The following is a 14,870-nucleotide window of genomic DNA, read 5'->3' as shown; positions in this document are numbered from 1 at the left end:
CCAAAATGATACACAATTCAGTGTATCGACACCCGGGCTATCGTCGCCCGGAGGTCCCGCCGGCGTCCGGCTCCTCGCCAACGTCGCCGTCCTCGTCGTCTTCGTCGCCTTCGTGGTCCTCATCGACCCAGCCCTCCGGCACCACGTACTGGTACTTCTCCCAGGCCGGCGAGACGAGGTAGCCGAACATGGCGCCCAACCCCACCAGTCCACCGAGCATCACCGAGGCGAGCCAGGCGGTGGGGCCGAGGCCGGTCAGCCGGCCCACGCCCAGCGAACCGGTGGACAGCCAGAAGGGCAGGATGGCGAGCGCCGCCGTGGCCAGGGCCACGAACACGCCGAGGGCGAGGGTGGACAGGGTCAGTGAGGCCCAGCGCCGGTTGATCTTCAGGGAGAGCCACTCATCAAAGTGGTTCTCGCCGTCCCGCAGCAGCCACCAGCCGGCCAGGAAACCGCCGGCCACGGGCAGGAGCAGGAACAACCAGGACCACGCGGGCTCCAGCCCCACGGGTAGCGCGGTGAGCACGGGGACGGCCGGCTGCGGCCCGACCAGGGTCTGCAGGGGTGCCACCACGGAACCGGTCCCGAGGCTGAATCCGGCGCCGGTGGTCCACGCCAACGTCCACATCGCCAGATTCGGCATGATGCCGAGCTGGGCCACGGTGACGACGGCACCGCCCCAGATCCCGGCGTTCAGTTCCTGGTAGACCTGGGCGATATCCGCCCAGTGCAGGCCGATCTGGACAGCCATCAGGGCCGCGGCGAGCCCGAAGGAGGCGATCAGGCCCACGGACCCGGCTCTGACCACGGACCACACATAGGAGCCGGCCCACCGCGAGTGCTGGGACAGCCGCTCGATCCGGTCGGCCAGGTCCACGCCGATCAGCCGTGCCCAGGAGCCGGCCTCCCGGCGGGCGCCCGCCAGCAGGGCGAGCACCATGACGGCCGTGGGGATCAGCGTCCCCCAGGCGGGGTTGATGGCCACGGCGGCGTTGGGCACCAGCAGCGAGGTACCCAGGCCGACGGCGGCGTAGGCCACCGCGCCCCCGGCGAGCGCCTGCCAGATCTGGTCCCGGTAGGAGGCCCGGGCCAGCCGCCGCCCGGCCCGCCACCCCAGGAAGAACGGCAACAGCACCAGTCCCCACGGCAGGAACCAGAAGGTGGCGGTCAGGAGGGCGTCCGAGGTCGTTCCCGATTCCAGGCTCAGGTGCAACGGCACCCCGTGGATGGCCAGCCAGGCCTGTCCGCCCAGCCCAGCGATGAAGTCGATGCCGGTAGCGGCGAATCCGCCGCCGGACCAGATGACCACGAGCGGGATCAGCACCAGCATCGCGGAGATCACGGCAGCGATGAGTGCCTCGATCGCCCCCTGGATCCACAGGGGCAACGGCAGGGGCTTCAGGGCGCGGCTGGTTCGAGCGTTCATGTCACCGTCCATGGTGCCACCCGCCTGACGGCCGGCACCGGAATCACCCCCGGGTCGGCGCGGCTTACCGAGAGTTCACCGGACCGCCACCTCGGATCCACCGCACCACGGGCCTCCCGTCGGCGGCAGACGGTCATCATGGGACCGTGAGAATCGCTGTGGTCGCAGAATCCTTCCTGCCGCACATGAACGGTGTCACCCACTCCATCCTCCAGGTGCTCCGCCACCTGCGGGAACGGGGCGACGATGTCCTGGTGATCGCCCCGTCCAGTTCATGGATGGAGGATGAGGCCCCGGCCGAGGTGGAGGGGTACCCGGTGCACCGGCTGCCCTCCATCCCGCTGCAGGGGTACACCAACGTCCGGGTGGCCGCCGGGACCGTCAACCGGGTCCGCCGCATCCTCGCGGACTTCGCCCCCGACGTCGTCCACATCGCCTCCCCCTTCGTCCTCGGCTGGCGCGCCGTCCAGGCAGCCCACGCGCTGGGCCTGCCCAGCGTGTGCATCTACCAGACCGAAGTGCCCAACTATGCGGCCCGGTACGGCTTCCCCTGGCTCGAGGAGGTCCTCTGGCAGCAGGTGGAGCGCATCCACGATCTCGCCACACTCACCGTGGCCCCTTCCAGCTTCTGCCTGGACCAGCTGCACGGCCGCGGCATCCAGCGGGTACACCTGTGGCGCCGTGGCGTGGACACCAGCCGGTTCCACCCCGCCAAGCGGGACGAGGGACTGCGCGCCGAGCTCGCCCCGAACGGCGAACGACTCATCGGCTTCGTCGGCCGCCTGGCGGCCGAGAAGCAGGTCGAGGACCTCGCCGTGCTCAACGACCTGCCGGGCACCCGACTGGTGATCGTGGGCTCCGGTCCCCTCAAGGACTCACTCCGGAAGAAGCTGCCCGGCGCACACTTCGCCGGCTTCCAGGGCGGCGAGGACCTGGCCCGCCATGTGGCCTGCTTCGACCTGTTCGTGCATCCCGGGGAGTCCGAGACCTTCTGCCAGACCATCCAGGAGGCCATGGCCTCCGGCGTGCCCGTGGTCGCGGTGGGCCGCGGCGGCCCACTCGACCTCGTGGACGCTTCCCGCACCGGTTGGCTGTACCGACCCGGGGATCTGGACGAACTCCGCGAGCGGGTCCGGGACCTGGCCTACGACGACGTCAAGCGCGGCGCCTTCGCCGAGGCCGCCTTCCGGTCGGTGCAGGGACGGACCTGGCCGGTGCTGTGCGAGCAGCTCGTCGGCTACTACGAGCGCGCCATCCGCGTCCGGCACCGCCAGAACGACGTCTACGTGCGCACCTACCTGAAGCAGAGCTCCGGGTGGGACGGGTGGCTGCTGCCGCGCTGAGCCGGCCGGACACTTTAGGGTGGCCTCATGAGCCCTGCCCCTGCCCTCACCACCGACCTGTCCTCCCCGCGCGCCCTGGCCGGGCGCACCGTCCGGCCCGTCGGTCTGGGCTGCATGAACCTCAACCACGGGTACTCCGGGTTCCTCGCGGACGAGGACGCCGTCACGATGGTCCGCACCGCCCTGGACGCCGGGGTGGACCACTTCGACACGGCCACGCTCTACGGTGCCGGCCACAACGAGGAGGTGGTGGGACGCGCCCTGGGAGCGCGCCGCCAGGACGTCTTCCTCGCCTCCAAGGGTGGGCTGACCGGCGGGCGGGACGGCGGGATCGACGGCCGCCCGGAGACCCTCCGAGGCCAGGTCGAGGATTCCCTGCGCCGCCTGGGCACCGAGTTCATCGACCTCTACTACCTGCACCGGCTCGATCCAGACGTACCGGTGGAGGAGAGCGCCGATGCCCTGGCCGAGATAGTCCGGGCCGGGATGATCGGCGCCTACGGCCTCTCCGAGGTCTCCGGTGCCACCCTGGAGCGGGCCCACGCGGTGCACCCGGTGGCCGCCGTGCAGAACGAGTACTCCCTGTGGACCCGCAACCCGGAGTGGGGGCTGCTGGACGCCTGCCGCCGCACCGGTGCCGCCCTCGTGGCCTTCTCCCCCGTGGGACGCGGGTTCCTCACCGGTACGGTGCAGGACCCCGCGACCCTCCCTCAGGGGGACATGCGGCACCGGATGCCGCGGTTCTCGGCGGAGCACTTCCCGGCCAACCTCGCCCTGCTGGAGCCCTTCCGCGCCGAGGCCGAGCGACTGGGCACCACCATCGCGGCCCTGTCCATCGCCTGGGTGCTGGCCCAGGGACCGGGCGTCCTGGCCATCCCGGGGACGACGTCGACGGCGCACCTGGCGGAGGACCGCTCCGCCGAGCAGGTGGTCCTGACGGCCGAGGACGTGGTCCGGATCGACGCGATCATCAACCATGACACCGTGCACGGACACCGCTATGCCGTGCAGCAGCGGGCGAGCATCGACACGGAGGACGAACCCGCCACCCCGCCAGAAGCCTGATCGGGCCCCGGCCCCGGGGCAACCGCCGGCTATCGCTCGAGGCCGACCGGCCGGCGTCGGGCCCTCGTCACGCTTTCCGCAGGCCGCGTACCTGCCGGTACAGTGGTCCCGGCCGCTCCCTGCCAGGGGATGCCCTCCCATCACAGGGACGCCACCGAGGAAAGCGAGGACGGACATGGAACAGGGTCTGGAAAACCTGCGGAACGAAGTGTTCCGCCGCAACCCCGGCGAAAGCGAATTCCACCAAGCTGTGACCGAGGTGTTCGAAGCCCTCGGTCCCGTGGTCAACCGCCATCCCGAGTACGTCGAATCGGGCATCCTGCGCCGCATGTGCGAGCCCGAGCGCCAGATCATCTTCCGCGTCCCCTGGGTGGACGACAACGGCTCCGTGCAGATCAACCGGGGCTTCCGCGTGGAGTTCAACTCCGCCCTCGGCCCGTACAAGGGCGGACTGCGGTTCCACCCCTCCGTGTACCTGGGCATCATCAAGTTCCTGGGCTTCGAGCAGATCTTCAAGAACGCCCTGACCGGCATGCCGATCGGCGGCGGCAAGGGCGGCTCGGACTTCAACCCGGCCGGCCGGTCCGATGCCGAGATCATGCGCTTCTGCCAGTCCTTCATGACCGAGCTCTACCGCCACATCGGCGAGTACACCGATGTGCCCGCCGGTGACATCGGCGTGGGCTCCCGGGAGATCGGCTACCTGTTCGGCCAGTACAAGCGCATCACCAACCGCTTCGAGTCCGGTGTGCTCACCGGCAAGGGCATGTCCTGGGGCGGTTCGCTCGTCCGCCCGGAGGCCACCGGCTACGGCGCCGTGATGTTCGCGGACCAGATGCTGCGCACGCAGGGCCAGTCCATGGACGGCCAGACCGTGATCGTCTCCGGTTCCGGCAACGTGGCCCTCAACGCCATCGCCAAGTCCCAGCAGCTCGGGGCCACGGCCATCACCGCCTCGGATTCCTCCGGCTACGTGGTGGATGAGGCCGGCATCGATCTGGACCTGCTCCGCGAGATCAAGGAGGTCCAGCGCGGCCGGATCGCCGAGTACGCCGAGCAGCGCGGCGGCAACGCCCGCTTCGTGGCCGACGGCAGCGTGTGGGACGTCCCCGGCACCGTGGCCCTGCCCTCGGCCACCCAGAACGAGCTGGATGACAAGGCGGCGCAGATCCTCATCAAGAACGGCCTGGTCGCCGTGGCGGAGGGCGCCAACATGCCCTCCACCCAGAAGGCCACCGAGCTGTTCATCGAGGCCGGCGTGCTGTTCGGCCCGGGCAAGGCCGCCAACGCCGGCGGCGTGGCCACCTCCGCCCTGGAGATGCAGCAGAACGCCAGCCGGGACACCTGGAGCTTCGAGTACACGCATGACAAGCTCGAGCAGATCATGACCGACCTGCACGACCGCTGCCTCGAGACCGCCGATCGCTACGGCGCCCCGGGCAACTACGTGGTGGGCGCCAACATCGCCGGCTTCGTCAAGGTCGCGGACGCCATGCTGGCCCAGGGCGTCATCTGAGGCCGGTCAGCGCCTCCCGCTGCTTCTGAGTCAGGCGCACGGGACGGCCCGAGACGGAGTCCACGAACACCATGGTGGTTCCCGCGGTGACGCACTCGGTGCCGTCCACGCCGTCCCGGATGGAGTAGGCCACCTCGATCGAGGCACCCTTCGCCGCGGCCACCCACACCCACACCCGCGCCGGGACGGTGCGGTACTCGAGGGGCCGCCGGTAGCGGATCCGGTGCTCGGAGATCAGCGCCTGCACGGTGTCCGGCACCCCGTCCAGCAGGGACACCGGCGCTCCGAGTCCGGCGGCCCCCGTACCCGCCGGCACGCCGAAGGCGTGGATGCGGGCCTCCTCGAGGATGGAGGCGATCCGCACATTGTTCACGTGGCCGTAGGCGTCCATGTCTCCCCAGCGCAGGGCGATGTCCACCCGGACACCGGGGCCGCCGCCGTCGGGCCGTGGTTCGACCGTGCCGGTCAGGGGCTCAGCGTCCATGGCCGGCTTCCGGGGCCACCACGGACAGCTGGGCGGTCATCGGCCAGGCCTGCGGCTGGGCCTCGGACCGGCCGCCGTCCAGGATGCCCAGGTCCTCGAGCTGGCGGGACAGTGTGGCGCCGTCCGGCCCGTAGCACCACGGCACGCCCGGGGTGGTGTCACGGGGGTCGTCGGCACGGCCGCCGGCCAGGACCGCCTGCGAGGGTGTGAGCTGCCGGATCACGATGGCCCGTACCCTGTCCGGATGCCGGCGGGCGAAGTCGGCATAGATCTCCGGGTCATGCTGGCCGTCGTCGCCGATCAGCAGCCACCGCACGCCGGGGTAGTCCCGCGCCAACCGGTCCAGCTGGGAGACCTTGTGCTCCATCCCGGAGCGGAACCAGCGGTCCTCCGTGGGCCCCCAGCTGGTCAGCAGCAGCGGCCCGAAGGGGTAGAGGTTGCGGGAGAGGAAACGGGACAGGGTCTGGGCCACGTTCCACGCGCCAGTGGACAGGTAGATCACCGGGGACGCGGGCTGCGTCTCCAGCAACCGGTGCAGCATCACGGCCATCCCCGGGGTGGGCGTGCGGGCATGCTCATCCAGGACGAAGGAGTTCCAGGCGGCCAGGAAGGGCCGCGGCAGGTACGTGACCACCACGGTGTCATCCACATCCGAGACCACGCCGGTGACCACGTGGTCGTCCACGATGTACACGTCGCTCGTGGCGGGTTCACTGCCGTTGGACTGCAGCGTGACGGTCTGCCAGCCGGGCTCCAGCTCAGCCTCGACGACGGCGTCCACCAGGCCGCCGCGGTCCGCGCGGACGGTGAAGCTCTGGCCGCCGGCGGTGATCTGCACGAGAGCATAGGCCACGGGGGGTGAGGTGAAGTTGTGCCAGCCGCGCATGCCGTCCTCGACCATCTTGGCCAGGCGGCGCCCGTTCTCGAACGCCTCGTCCGGGGCCATCACCACGCGGGAGAGGACCCGGATCCAGCCGGTGGTGCCGTAGCCGGTGAAGGACATGACGGTGGGCATCAGGCCCCGCCGGATGGCGGACTTGCGGCGGAAGGCATGCCACCGGTCCTGGAGCATGGTGGCCACGTGCTCGGTGATGAGGGGTTCCCGTTCTTCCACCAGGGGGGACGGCGGTGCGTCCACGGCAGCAGCGTGCGGTGCGGGAATCCGGTCGGCCATACTCCCAGTATTCACCACGTCACGGGCGGAGCTCACACCGGGTCCCGCGGTGTCCGCTCCCGGCGCACGGCTTGCCCAGCGGACAGACCCGCCGGAAAGACGCAGCGGCAAGATCTGGCGGTCAGGCCCGGCGGATAGGCTGGCCCCATGTCGAGCGCCCTTCCAGCACCCAGCGAACTGCGCCGCATCGCCATCACCGCGGCGGCCGCCTGCGCCCCCCGCCTGGTCCGCGCCTTCCGCTCCACCCCCGCGGACCTCAACCTGACCACCAAGCGCTCCTCTCATGACCTGGTCACCGTGCATGACCGCGCCACCGAGGACGAACTGGTCCGGCTGCTCGGAGAGGCCGTGCCGGGCAGCCGCTTCATCGGCGAGGAGGGGGGCGCCCGGGGCTCCGAGCCCGGGCCTGGCGGTGGCCCGGCCGCCAGCTCCGCCGGGCCCGCGGGCCCAGGCTCAGACTCAGGCCAGGTCTCCGGCTTCCCCGCCGACGTGCACCGTCTCGAGTGGATCGTCGACCCGATCGACGGCACCGCCAACTTCGCCCACGGCTTCGCCATGTTCTCCATCTCCATCGCCGCGGCGGTGGACGGCGAGGTGGTGGCCGGAGTGGTGCTGGACCCGGTGAACGGGCTCGAGTTCTCCGCCGATGAGGCCGGGGCGTACCTCAACGGTGTGCGCTTCGGGGCCGAGGCCGCGTCCGTGGATGCAACCCGCGCTGTGGAGGCCGTACATCTCGCTGATCCTCCCGCCGAGGCTTCCATGAACCTCGTGACCTCGTATCCCTCTGCGGAGGCCCTGGAACTGGACGGCCCCGTGGCCCTGGAACGCTTCGGCCGACTGGTCGACTCCTATGCCACCGTCCGCCGGACCGTCTCCGGTGCCTTGGAGCTGGCCTTCACGGCGATCGGCTGGGCGGACGTGACCCTCGGGGTGGACACCAACCCGTGGGACGTGGGCGTCGGCCAGTTGCTGGTGCGCCGGGCCGGAGGCCAATACCTGGCCCTGTTCTATGACACGGACGGCCCCGAACGCCGCCCCGCCCACCTGGCCCCCTGCTATGTTGCTGTGGCCCCGGGGCGGGTGGCGCCGACGGCGGTCCGGGTGCTGGAGGAGACCGTGGCCGTCCGGCGCACCGCCGGCTACCGGCGATGATGGCCCTCCTGCCCGTTCCCCTCCAGACGCTCCCTTCCTGACGCTCCCCTCCTGACGCTCGAAGAGCTACGGAGAGGGGAGGGAGCGGCGGTCGGCTACTGGCTCGGCGGCTGGCCCCCGCGACCGCCGCTGGGTGGCGCGCCGCCGGGGCCCCCTGCACCGCCGGCGGGTGGCATCCCGCCGGCGGCGGGTTCCGTGGTGGTGTCGATCGGCACGTCGATCGTGACCCTGTAGCCCTTCTGTACCGAACCGATGGTGGTTCCGAGCTGTTGGGCCGCCGAATCGTCGCTGAAGACGTTGTCCGAGGCCAAGGTGATCTGCGCCAGGTTCTCGGCCGAGCCCGCATAGGCCTCCAGGGCGAAGACACCGGAGCTGCTCTCCTCGGTCATGGCGATCTGGGAGGTCAGCACCGCGTTGGTGGCGTCCGTGATGGAGTCCAGGTCTGGGAAGACCTCGAAGTGGATGTGCGGCCAGCGGCCGGTGTAGCAACCGGGAAAGATCGTGGTGAAGGTGACAGTGCCGTCCTCGCCGACCACCTGGACCCCGCGCAGGTAGGTCTCCTCCACCACGGCGTCCGAGTACATGGAGTACTGTCCGGCGGCATCACAGTGCCACACGTAGACGGCGGCACCGGTCATGGGCACATTGCCACCGGCCATGTCGATGATGTTCATGGTCAGGGTCACCGGCACACCCTCGGCGGTGGCGCCGCCGTCTATCGAGGAGGTGATGTCACTGCGTTCCACTCCCGATACCTCCAGGACGTCCGGACCATTGGAGCCATCGCCCGGATAGGGCCCAGCGGTCTCCCCCGGCGTCTCGACCAGGTCGGCCTGAGCTGACGATGCCGAGGAGCTGGCCGCCGGCGATCCGGAGGCTGATCCGGAGGCAGAGGCGGCGGCCGAACCGGTCTGCTCGGAGACCGGGGCACAGGCAGCCAGCAACACGGCCCCCGCGCCCAGACCGAACGCCCCGAGCGCCTTCCGCCGGGAGACCAGGGTGCCCAGATCGAAGGCGAGGCCTTGATCCTCGACGTCCTCCTCCGGCCGGTCCAGCATCCGGCCTTCGAATAGCCTGCTGTTCTCGCGTCGTCTCATCCTGGGGTTCCTTTCGCGTGCGGTTCCGTTCCACTGTCACCCGGCTCCCTATGACGGTGCTGTGACGGCGCTGAGCCACCCCTAGCAGGAACCCTCCCGGCACGGGACAATGAAAGTGCCCGCTGACCGGGATCTCCACGTTCCGCCCACGGTCCCGGCCCGGGCACGGCACCCCGCAGGGGATGAAGGAGGACGGGCCATGATGTTCGAACACCCGGATGACGAGGCGATCCTCGTCCTGGACGAGGACCAGTGCTGGCAGTTGCTGGAGAACACCCGCCACGGGCGGTTGGGCTTGCGGGTGAACGACGAGCTGGACCTGGTGCCGGTGAACTTCAAGGCCGCGGACCGCAAGATCTACTTCCGCACGGCGCCCGGCAACAAGCTGGCCGAGCTGACCATCAACCCCAAGGTCATCTTCGAGGCGGACGGCATCCTCTCGGACCAGGCGTGGTCCGTTCTGTCCCGCGGCACCGCCCGCGTGCTGGAACTGGAGGAAGAGATCGAGTTTGCCGAGTCACTGGCTATTGACCCCTGGGTGCCCACGTATAAGGATTTCTTTGTAGAGGTCACGGTCAACCGGGTCACCGGTCGGCACTTCATCTTCGGTGAGCATCCCGAGCGCTTCGACTAGCAGCCGGACGCACACCACACCATCTGATCCCCGGCAGCTGACGCTTCGCCGGGGATCAGTTGCGTCCGCCGGTGAACTATCCCAGGTGACTCGGCGCCCACATCCTCAACAGGGTCCTGACCACGACGACGGCCGGGCCCGGCCGCTCGAACGCCCGGGTGAGTGCCGGGCCGACCTCCTCCACGGGCACTTCCTCGGCCGGGACCCCGAAGGACCTGGCCAAGGCCACGAAGTCCGGCCGGTACAGTTCCGTGGCCGTGGCCTGGCCGAAGGCCTCTTCCATGTAGTCGCGCAGGATCCCGTAGCCGCCATCGTCCACGATCAGCCAGGTCACGTTGGCTCCGTGCTGTTGCGCCGAGGCCAGCTCGGCGATCGAGTACATGGCCGAGCCGTCCCCGGCGACGGCCAGCACCCCGGGCGCGGCGTCCTCGGCGCCGGCTTCCGGTGCATCGGCCAGGTCGGCCAGTCCCACTGCTCCGCCGATCGCGGCTGGGAAGGCGTAGCCCAGACCGCCGGCACCCTGCGCGGAGTGGAATTCGCCCGACTGTGCGTCCCAGCAGTTCCACCCCCAGTACGCGGCGATCGTCATGTCCCAGTACGTCTGCATCTCTGCGGGGACGGCGGCCCTGATGTCCGCCAGGAACCTCCGCTCGCGGGACAGCTCCTGCCCGTCCAGCCGGGCCTCGACCCTGCGGTTGGTCTCGGCCACCACCTCGGCGGCGCTGCGGCCGTGCCAGTCGGCGCGCACCGGGTCCTCGGCCCCGGGTTGCGCGCCCGGGAACGCGGCCGAGAGCGCGGCGGCGATCGCGGCCAGGGCCTGGCCGGCGTCGGCCCTCACGCCGAGTGTGGGGAAGTTGGATTCGAGAACCCGGGGTTCGGCGTCGACCTGGATGAGCCGGCCGCGAGGTTCGAGGGTGAAGTAGTTGGAGGTGACCTCCCCCAGCGAGGAGCCGACGACGAGCAGCACCTCGGCGTCCTCGAGCAGGTCTGTGACGTGGCGGTCCTCCACCCAGGAGCCGAGGGACAGCCGGTGGTCGTGGGGAAAGGCCGAATTGCCGCCGGGGGTGCAGACCACGGGGGCGTCCAGCAGCTCGGCCACGCGCAGCAGGTGGCGGCGGGCGTCGCCGGTGGAGCGGCGCACTCCTCCCCCGGCGACGATCGCGGTCCGGCGCGAGGTGGCCAGCCACCGCACAGCCTCGTCGATGAGCTCCTGCCGGGGCGGATGGTCGTAGGGCACGGCCAGGGCATCCTCCACGGGCGGGACCATGACCTCGCCGAGCAGCACATCCTGCGGGACCTCCACCCACACGGGCCCCTGCGGCACCGTGATGGCCGCGGCCCAGGCATCCTGGATGGCGGACGGGATCCCGGAGGGGTGGTGCACGCTGAACTGCGTCTTGGTCACGTTCTGGGCCGAGGCCTTCTGGTCATCGAGCTGGTGCAGCATGCCCTTGCGGCGGGCGCCCAGCCCGGAGAGCGGGATCTGGGAGGCGACGACGACCATCGGCACCGCGGTCGCGTACGCCTCCTGCAGCCCGGACAGGGAGGTGAGGGCCCCGGGCCCGGTGGAGAGGAACAGCACCCCGACCTCGCCGGTGGCCCGGGCGTAGCCGTCCGCGGCGAAGGCGGCGTTGTTCTCCACCCGGGAGGAGACGTAGCGCAGCTCCGAGCGGGAGAGGGCGTCGAAGAGTCCGAGCGCGTGCTGGCCGGGGATCCCGAAGACGGTGCGGGCGCCGAGGGCCTGCAGGGTCTCGATCACGAGGTCGCCGCCGTTGCGGCGGGTGCTGTTGTGAGCGGTCATGCCCGTTCCCCCAGCAGGCCGATCAGGTCGTACGCCACATGGGCGGCGGCGATCCCGGTCAGCTCTGCGTGGTCGTAGGCCGGGGACACCTCCACGACGTCGGCGCCCACCACCTCGAGGCCGCGCAGGCCGCGCAGGATCTCCAGCAGCTCCCGGCTGGTCATGCCCCCGGCCTCCGGGGTACCGGTGCCCGGCGCGTGGGCCGGGTCCAGGACGTCGATGTCCACGGAGATGTAGAGGGGACGGCCGCTGATGCGCTCCACCAGGCGGGCCGCCACCGCGTCGGCGCCCTCGCGGTAGACGTCCGCGGAGGTGACGATGCCGAAGCCGAAGCGGGTGTCGTCGTCGAGGTCGGCCTTGCCGTAGAGCGGGCCCCGCGTGCCCACGTGGCACAGGGCCTCGGTGTCCAGCAGGCCCTCCTCGGCGGCACGGCGGAACGGGGTGCCGTGGGTGTAGGCGGCCCCGAAGTACGTGTCCCAGGTGTCCAGGTGCGCGTCGAAGTGCAGCAGGGCCACCGGGGAGCCCGCGCGTTCGGCGGCCGCCCGCAGGAGGGGCAGGGCGATCGTGTGGTCGCCGCCGAGGACCATCAGCGAGGCCCCATCCGCCGTCAACTCCAGCGCGTCGGACTGGATGGAGGCGATGGCTTCGTCCATGTTGAACGGGTTGACCACCAGGTCCCCTGCATCGACCACCTGGGCCTGGGCGAACGGCGAGGTGCCGGTGGCGGGGTTGTAGGGGCGCAGCAGGCGGGAGGACTGGCGGATGTGGCCCGGGCCGAAGCGTGCCCCCGGGCGGTAGGAGACTCCGGAGTCGAAAGGCACCCCGACGACCTTGATATCAGGCCGGTGGCCCGCCGCAACTGCCTCGTCGATCGAGGGCAGCAACGCGAACGTCGGCGCCCCTCCGTACCGGGGCACGAGGGCCGAGTTGATCGGGCCAAGATGCCCGTTGTCCGTGACACGGGGAAGGTCCACCATGGGCCAACAGTAGGGGTCAGAGCACCCAGATCGCCAGAAGTCCCAGCACGGACAGCGCCGCAACCAACAGCATCAACCACAGCACCGCATAAACGTCCGCCTCCACCTGCTCGCGTGCGATGCCCTCGGACTGCAGGCGGTACCGGCGCCGTTGGGTCAGGTGGATCGTCAACGCCGCGCCACCGCACAGGGCCCCTGGGGCCAGTGCCGCCCACCCGACCGTTCCGTACCAGCGCAGGAACATTGCCGCGGCCACGAACAGGGCCAGCAGCGTCCGGTCCCAGCTCATCACGGTGCGTTCGGGCTGGAGCCCGGGGTCCTGGTGCATCTCAGAACCGGTTGAGCAGGAGGAACACCACCAGCACCACGGCCACCACCGCACCGCCGGTAGCCAGGATCGGCACCAGCACCGGCAGCGGGAGAGGCTTGCCGTGCCGCATGGCCCTCTCCACGCGCAGCCACCGAAAACCGGCGGAGGCAGACAGCAGCAAGGCCAGCAGGAGCAGTCCGGTCGCCAGCCACAGGCGGGTCACGTCGTCGAACACGGTGCCGGTGAACGCCTCCACCGCGATGCCGCCGGCCAGCAGCGCCAGGGAGGTGCGGATCCAGGCCAGGAAGGTGCGCTCGTTTGCGAGGGTGAACCGGGGGTCGGGTTCCCGGCCGCCGTCGAGGATCTTCTGTGCCACCGCACCGCGCGCGGGAGGTTCGGAGCGCTCTGGTGTTGCCATGCCCCCAGAGTAGACTGGACGGGCCGGCAATCCGGCACCCACCTGCGCTGACTGGAGCCTCGTTTCCCATGCCCGAAGCATCGTCCTCCCCCCGCCCCGGATCTCGGCCCGGCACGGTTGAGGCGGAGCCGACCCGGGACCAGATCCGGCGGTGGCGCCGCTATCTGGCGGACGAGATCGCCGAGGCGGAGATCTACCGGGTCATCGCCCGGCGCAAGGAGAGCCCGGAGCGGGAGATCCTCTTGGGGCTGGCCACGGCGGAGAAACGCCACGAGGACCACTGGCGGCTGTTGCTCGGTGAGCATGCCCAGAATCCGCCCCGCCCGTCCCCGCACCGGATCCTGCTGCGGTGGCTGGCCAAGGTCTTCGGCTCGGTGTTCATCCTGGCCCTGGCCCAGCGCGCCGAATCCGATTCGCCCTACGCCAAGGACCAGCACGCCACCCCCGCCATGGTGGCGGACGAGGCCATCCACGAGGAGGTCGTCCGCGGGCTGGCCTCCCGGGGACGTGAGCAGCTCGCCGGCAACTTCCGAGCTGCTGTCTTCGGCGCCAATGACGGCCTGGTGTCCAACCTCGCCCTCGTGATGGGCATCGGGGCCACCGGGGTGGCCAACTCGGTGGTGCTGTTCACCGGCATCGCGGGCCTGCTGGCCGGGGCCCTGTCCATGGCCGCCGGCGAGTTCGTGTCCGTGCGGTCCCAGCGTGAATTGCTCGAGGCATCCTCCCCCACCCAGGTGACACTCGAGGCCGCCGAACACCTGGACCTGGACCAGAATGAGCTGGTGCTCGTCTACCGGGCCCGCGGCATGGACGAGGAGGACGCCGTCCACCGCGCCCAGGAACGGCTCGGTTACTTCAGCTGCGACTGCAATCCGTCCTTCTCCGCCCACCCGGACGGCTCCCAGGGTCCGGTGGACTACTCGGACGACCATGAGGCCATCGGCAGCCCGTGGAGTGCCGCCTTCTCCAGCTTCTGCTTCTTCGCCTCCGGCGCCATCATCCCGGTCATCCCCTACCTGTTCGGGATGGGCGGGCTCGGCGCCGTGGCACTGTCCGCGGTGCTCGTGGGCCTGGCTCTGCTGTGCACCGGCGGCGTGGTCGGACTGCTCTCCGGGGCCTCGCCCTTCAAGCGCGGCCTGCGCCAGCTGCTCATCGGCTTCGGCGCCGCCGCCGTCACCTACCTGCTGGGTCTGCTGTTCGGCGCCAACCTCGCGTAGTCCCGCGGTCTGCCGCATTCGCCGCCGCACTGGACGCACTGGCGCTCCGATGTTTGACGTGGGCGCTTCCCGTGCAAGGATGAATGAGAAGGATCTACAAGAAATGGAGGTAGCAACATGCGTGGAAGCAACCTTGTCTGGACCATCGTGGGCATCCTGGTCGCAATCGCCCTGATCATCTGGATCGTCTCGGCTCTCTGAGAGTCAGGCCCCTTCAGTAGACCGACGCCGGCCCCCTCCTTCCAGTGGAAGGAGG

Annotated in this window: 14 protein-coding genes; 6 read left to right on the top strand and 8 right to left on the bottom strand. The window is 70.4% G+C overall.

All coding sequences use genetic code 11. The annotated features are described in order from the left end of the window. Positions 1-37: 37 nt before the first annotated feature. The gene (locus ACFFIO_RS07365; protein ID WP_378040943.1) at positions 38-1,426 is read right to left on the bottom strand and encodes a cell division protein PerM; all 1,389 of its coding nucleotides are present in this window, start codon (positions 1,424-1,426) and stop codon (positions 38-40) included. Between the two features lie 146 nt (positions 1,427-1,572). Here ACFFIO_RS07365 and ACFFIO_RS07360 point away from each other — a divergent pair, with 146 nt between their 5' ends. The 3 genes from ACFFIO_RS07360 to gdhA all read left to right on the top strand — a co-directional run bounded on the left by ACFFIO_RS07360 (position 1,573) and on the right by gdhA (position 5,350). Further along, positions 1,573-2,769 carry a glycosyltransferase family 4 protein gene (locus ACFFIO_RS07360; RefSeq protein ID WP_378040942.1) on the top strand — a complete coding sequence of 399 codons (1,197 nt, stop codon included), beginning with the start codon at positions 1,573-1,575 and terminating at the stop codon, positions 2,767-2,769. 27 nt (positions 2,770-2,796) lie between these two features. After that, the gene (locus ACFFIO_RS07355) at positions 2,797-3,834 is read left to right on the top strand and encodes an aldo/keto reductase (protein WP_378040941.1); all 1,038 of its coding nucleotides are present in this window, start codon (positions 2,797-2,799) and stop codon (positions 3,832-3,834) included. Between the two features lie 175 nt (positions 3,835-4,009). Further along, the gene (gene gdhA / locus ACFFIO_RS07350; protein WP_378040940.1) at positions 4,010-5,350 is read left to right on the top strand and encodes an NADP-specific glutamate dehydrogenase; all 1,341 of its coding nucleotides are present in this window, start codon (positions 4,010-4,012) and stop codon (positions 5,348-5,350) included. On the opposite strand, the gene ACFFIO_RS07345 is transcribed toward gdhA, so the two are convergent. Together ACFFIO_RS07345 and ACFFIO_RS07340 are read right to left on the bottom strand one after the other, a co-directional pair. Beyond that, positions 5,343-5,834, bottom strand: a complete 492-nt coding sequence (locus tag ACFFIO_RS07345; protein WP_378040939.1) for an acyl-CoA thioesterase — start codon at positions 5,832-5,834, stop codon at positions 5,343-5,345. The two genes, gdhA and ACFFIO_RS07345, sit on opposite strands and share 8 nt — an antisense overlap. Further along, positions 5,824-7,008, bottom strand: coding sequence for an App1 family protein phosphatidate phosphatase (locus ACFFIO_RS07340; RefSeq protein WP_378040938.1), 1,185 nt, complete (start codon positions 7,006-7,008; stop codon positions 5,824-5,826). Before ACFFIO_RS07340 ends, ACFFIO_RS07345 begins: the two co-directional genes overlap by 11 nt. 147 nt (positions 7,009-7,155) lie before the next feature. On the opposite strand from ACFFIO_RS07340, the gene ACFFIO_RS07335 reads away from it, so the two are divergent. Further along, positions 7,156-8,160, top strand: coding sequence for an inositol monophosphatase family protein (locus ACFFIO_RS07335; protein WP_378040937.1), 1,005 nt, complete (start codon positions 7,156-7,158; stop codon positions 8,158-8,160). A gap of 95 nt (positions 8,161-8,255) precedes the next feature. Here ACFFIO_RS07335 and ACFFIO_RS07330 read toward each other — a convergent pair whose 3' ends face one another. After that, positions 8,256-9,257, bottom strand: coding sequence for an intradiol ring-cleavage dioxygenase (locus ACFFIO_RS07330; protein ID WP_378040936.1), 1,002 nt, complete (start codon positions 9,255-9,257; stop codon positions 8,256-8,258). 199 nt (positions 9,258-9,456) lie between these two features. Between ACFFIO_RS07330 and ACFFIO_RS07325 the strand changes: the two genes are divergently transcribed. Further along, positions 9,457-9,891, top strand: a complete 435-nt coding sequence (locus ACFFIO_RS07325; protein WP_378040935.1) for a pyridoxamine 5'-phosphate oxidase family protein — start codon at positions 9,457-9,459, stop codon at positions 9,889-9,891. 76 nt (positions 9,892-9,967) lie between these two features. On the opposite strand, the gene ACFFIO_RS07320 is transcribed toward ACFFIO_RS07325, so the two are convergent. Genes ACFFIO_RS07320 through ACFFIO_RS07305 form a run of 4 tightly spaced genes read right to left on the bottom strand, consistent with a single transcriptional unit; the run spans position 9,968 to position 13,397 of the window. Continuing rightward, positions 9,968-11,692, bottom strand: coding sequence for a thiamine pyrophosphate-binding protein (locus ACFFIO_RS07320; protein ID WP_378040934.1), 1,725 nt, complete (start codon positions 11,690-11,692; stop codon positions 9,968-9,970). Beyond that, a complete protein-coding gene (speB, locus tag ACFFIO_RS07315) occupies positions 11,689-12,669 on the bottom strand; it encodes an agmatinase (protein WP_378040933.1) in 981 nt (326 codons plus the stop codon). The genes ACFFIO_RS07320 and speB overlap by 4 nt, the downstream gene beginning before the upstream one ends. A 16-nt stretch (positions 12,670-12,685) precedes the next feature. Further along, entirely contained in the window at positions 12,686-12,997 is a 312-nt protein-coding gene (locus tag ACFFIO_RS07310; protein WP_378040932.1) for a DUF202 domain-containing protein, read from the bottom strand. A 1-nt stretch (position 12,998) separates the two neighbouring features. Further along, entirely contained in the window at positions 12,999-13,397 is a 399-nt protein-coding gene (locus tag ACFFIO_RS07305) for a YidH family protein (RefSeq protein WP_378040931.1), read from the bottom strand. A 68-nt stretch (positions 13,398-13,465) separates the two neighbouring features. Here ACFFIO_RS07305 and ACFFIO_RS07300 point away from each other — a divergent pair, with 68 nt between their 5' ends. Continuing rightward, entirely contained in the window at positions 13,466-14,614 is a 1,149-nt protein-coding gene (locus ACFFIO_RS07300; protein ID WP_378040930.1) for a VIT1/CCC1 transporter family protein, read from the top strand. Positions 14,615-14,870 lie beyond the last annotated feature (256 nt).

This window comes from Citricoccus parietis (genome assembly GCF_042433045.1).
GTDB lineage: Bacteria > Actinomycetota > Actinomycetes > Actinomycetales > Micrococcaceae > Citricoccus > Citricoccus parietis.
This window is presented reverse-complemented; position numbering and strand designations above follow the sequence as displayed.

Excerpts from the sequence above, each read along its gene's own strand:
- ACFFIO_RS07340 (WP_378040938.1), bottom strand. The coding sequence starts at position 7,008 with ATGGCCGACCGGATTCCCGCACCGCACGCTGCTGCCGTGGACGCACCG.
- ACFFIO_RS07305 (WP_378040931.1), bottom strand. The coding sequence starts at position 13,397 with ATGGCAACACCAGAGCGCTCCGAACCTCCCGCGCGCGGTGCGGTGGCA.
- ACFFIO_RS07335 (WP_378040937.1), top strand. The coding sequence starts at position 7,156 with ATGTCGAGCGCCCTTCCAGCACCCAGCGAACTGCGCCGCATCGCCATC.
- ACFFIO_RS07300 (WP_378040930.1), top strand. The coding sequence starts at position 13,466 with ATGCCCGAAGCATCGTCCTCCCCCCGCCCCGGATCTCGGCCCGGCACG.
- ACFFIO_RS07330 (WP_378040936.1), bottom strand. The coding sequence starts at position 9,257 with ATGAGACGACGCGAGAACAGCAGGCTATTCGAAGGCCGGATGCTGGAC.
- ACFFIO_RS07355 (WP_378040941.1), top strand. The coding sequence starts at position 2,797 with ATGAGCCCTGCCCCTGCCCTCACCACCGACCTGTCCTCCCCGCGCGCC.
- ACFFIO_RS07310 (WP_378040932.1), bottom strand. The coding sequence starts at position 12,997 with ATGCACCAGGACCCCGGGCTCCAGCCCGAACGCACCGTGATGAGCTGG.
- ACFFIO_RS07320 (WP_378040934.1), bottom strand. The coding sequence starts at position 11,692 with ATGACCGCTCACAACAGCACCCGCCGCAACGGCGGCGACCTCGTGATC.
- ACFFIO_RS07365 (WP_378040943.1), bottom strand. The coding sequence starts at position 1,426 with ATGAACGCTCGAACCAGCCGCGCCCTGAAGCCCCTGCCGTTGCCCCTG.
- speB (WP_378040933.1), bottom strand. The coding sequence starts at position 12,669 with ATGGTGGACCTTCCCCGTGTCACGGACAACGGGCATCTTGGCCCGATC.
- ACFFIO_RS07325 (WP_378040935.1), top strand. The coding sequence starts at position 9,457 with ATGATGTTCGAACACCCGGATGACGAGGCGATCCTCGTCCTGGACGAG.
- gdhA (WP_378040940.1), top strand. The coding sequence starts at position 4,010 with ATGGAACAGGGTCTGGAAAACCTGCGGAACGAAGTGTTCCGCCGCAAC.
- ACFFIO_RS07345 (WP_378040939.1), bottom strand. The coding sequence starts at position 5,834 with ATGGACGCTGAGCCCCTGACCGGCACGGTCGAACCACGGCCCGACGGC.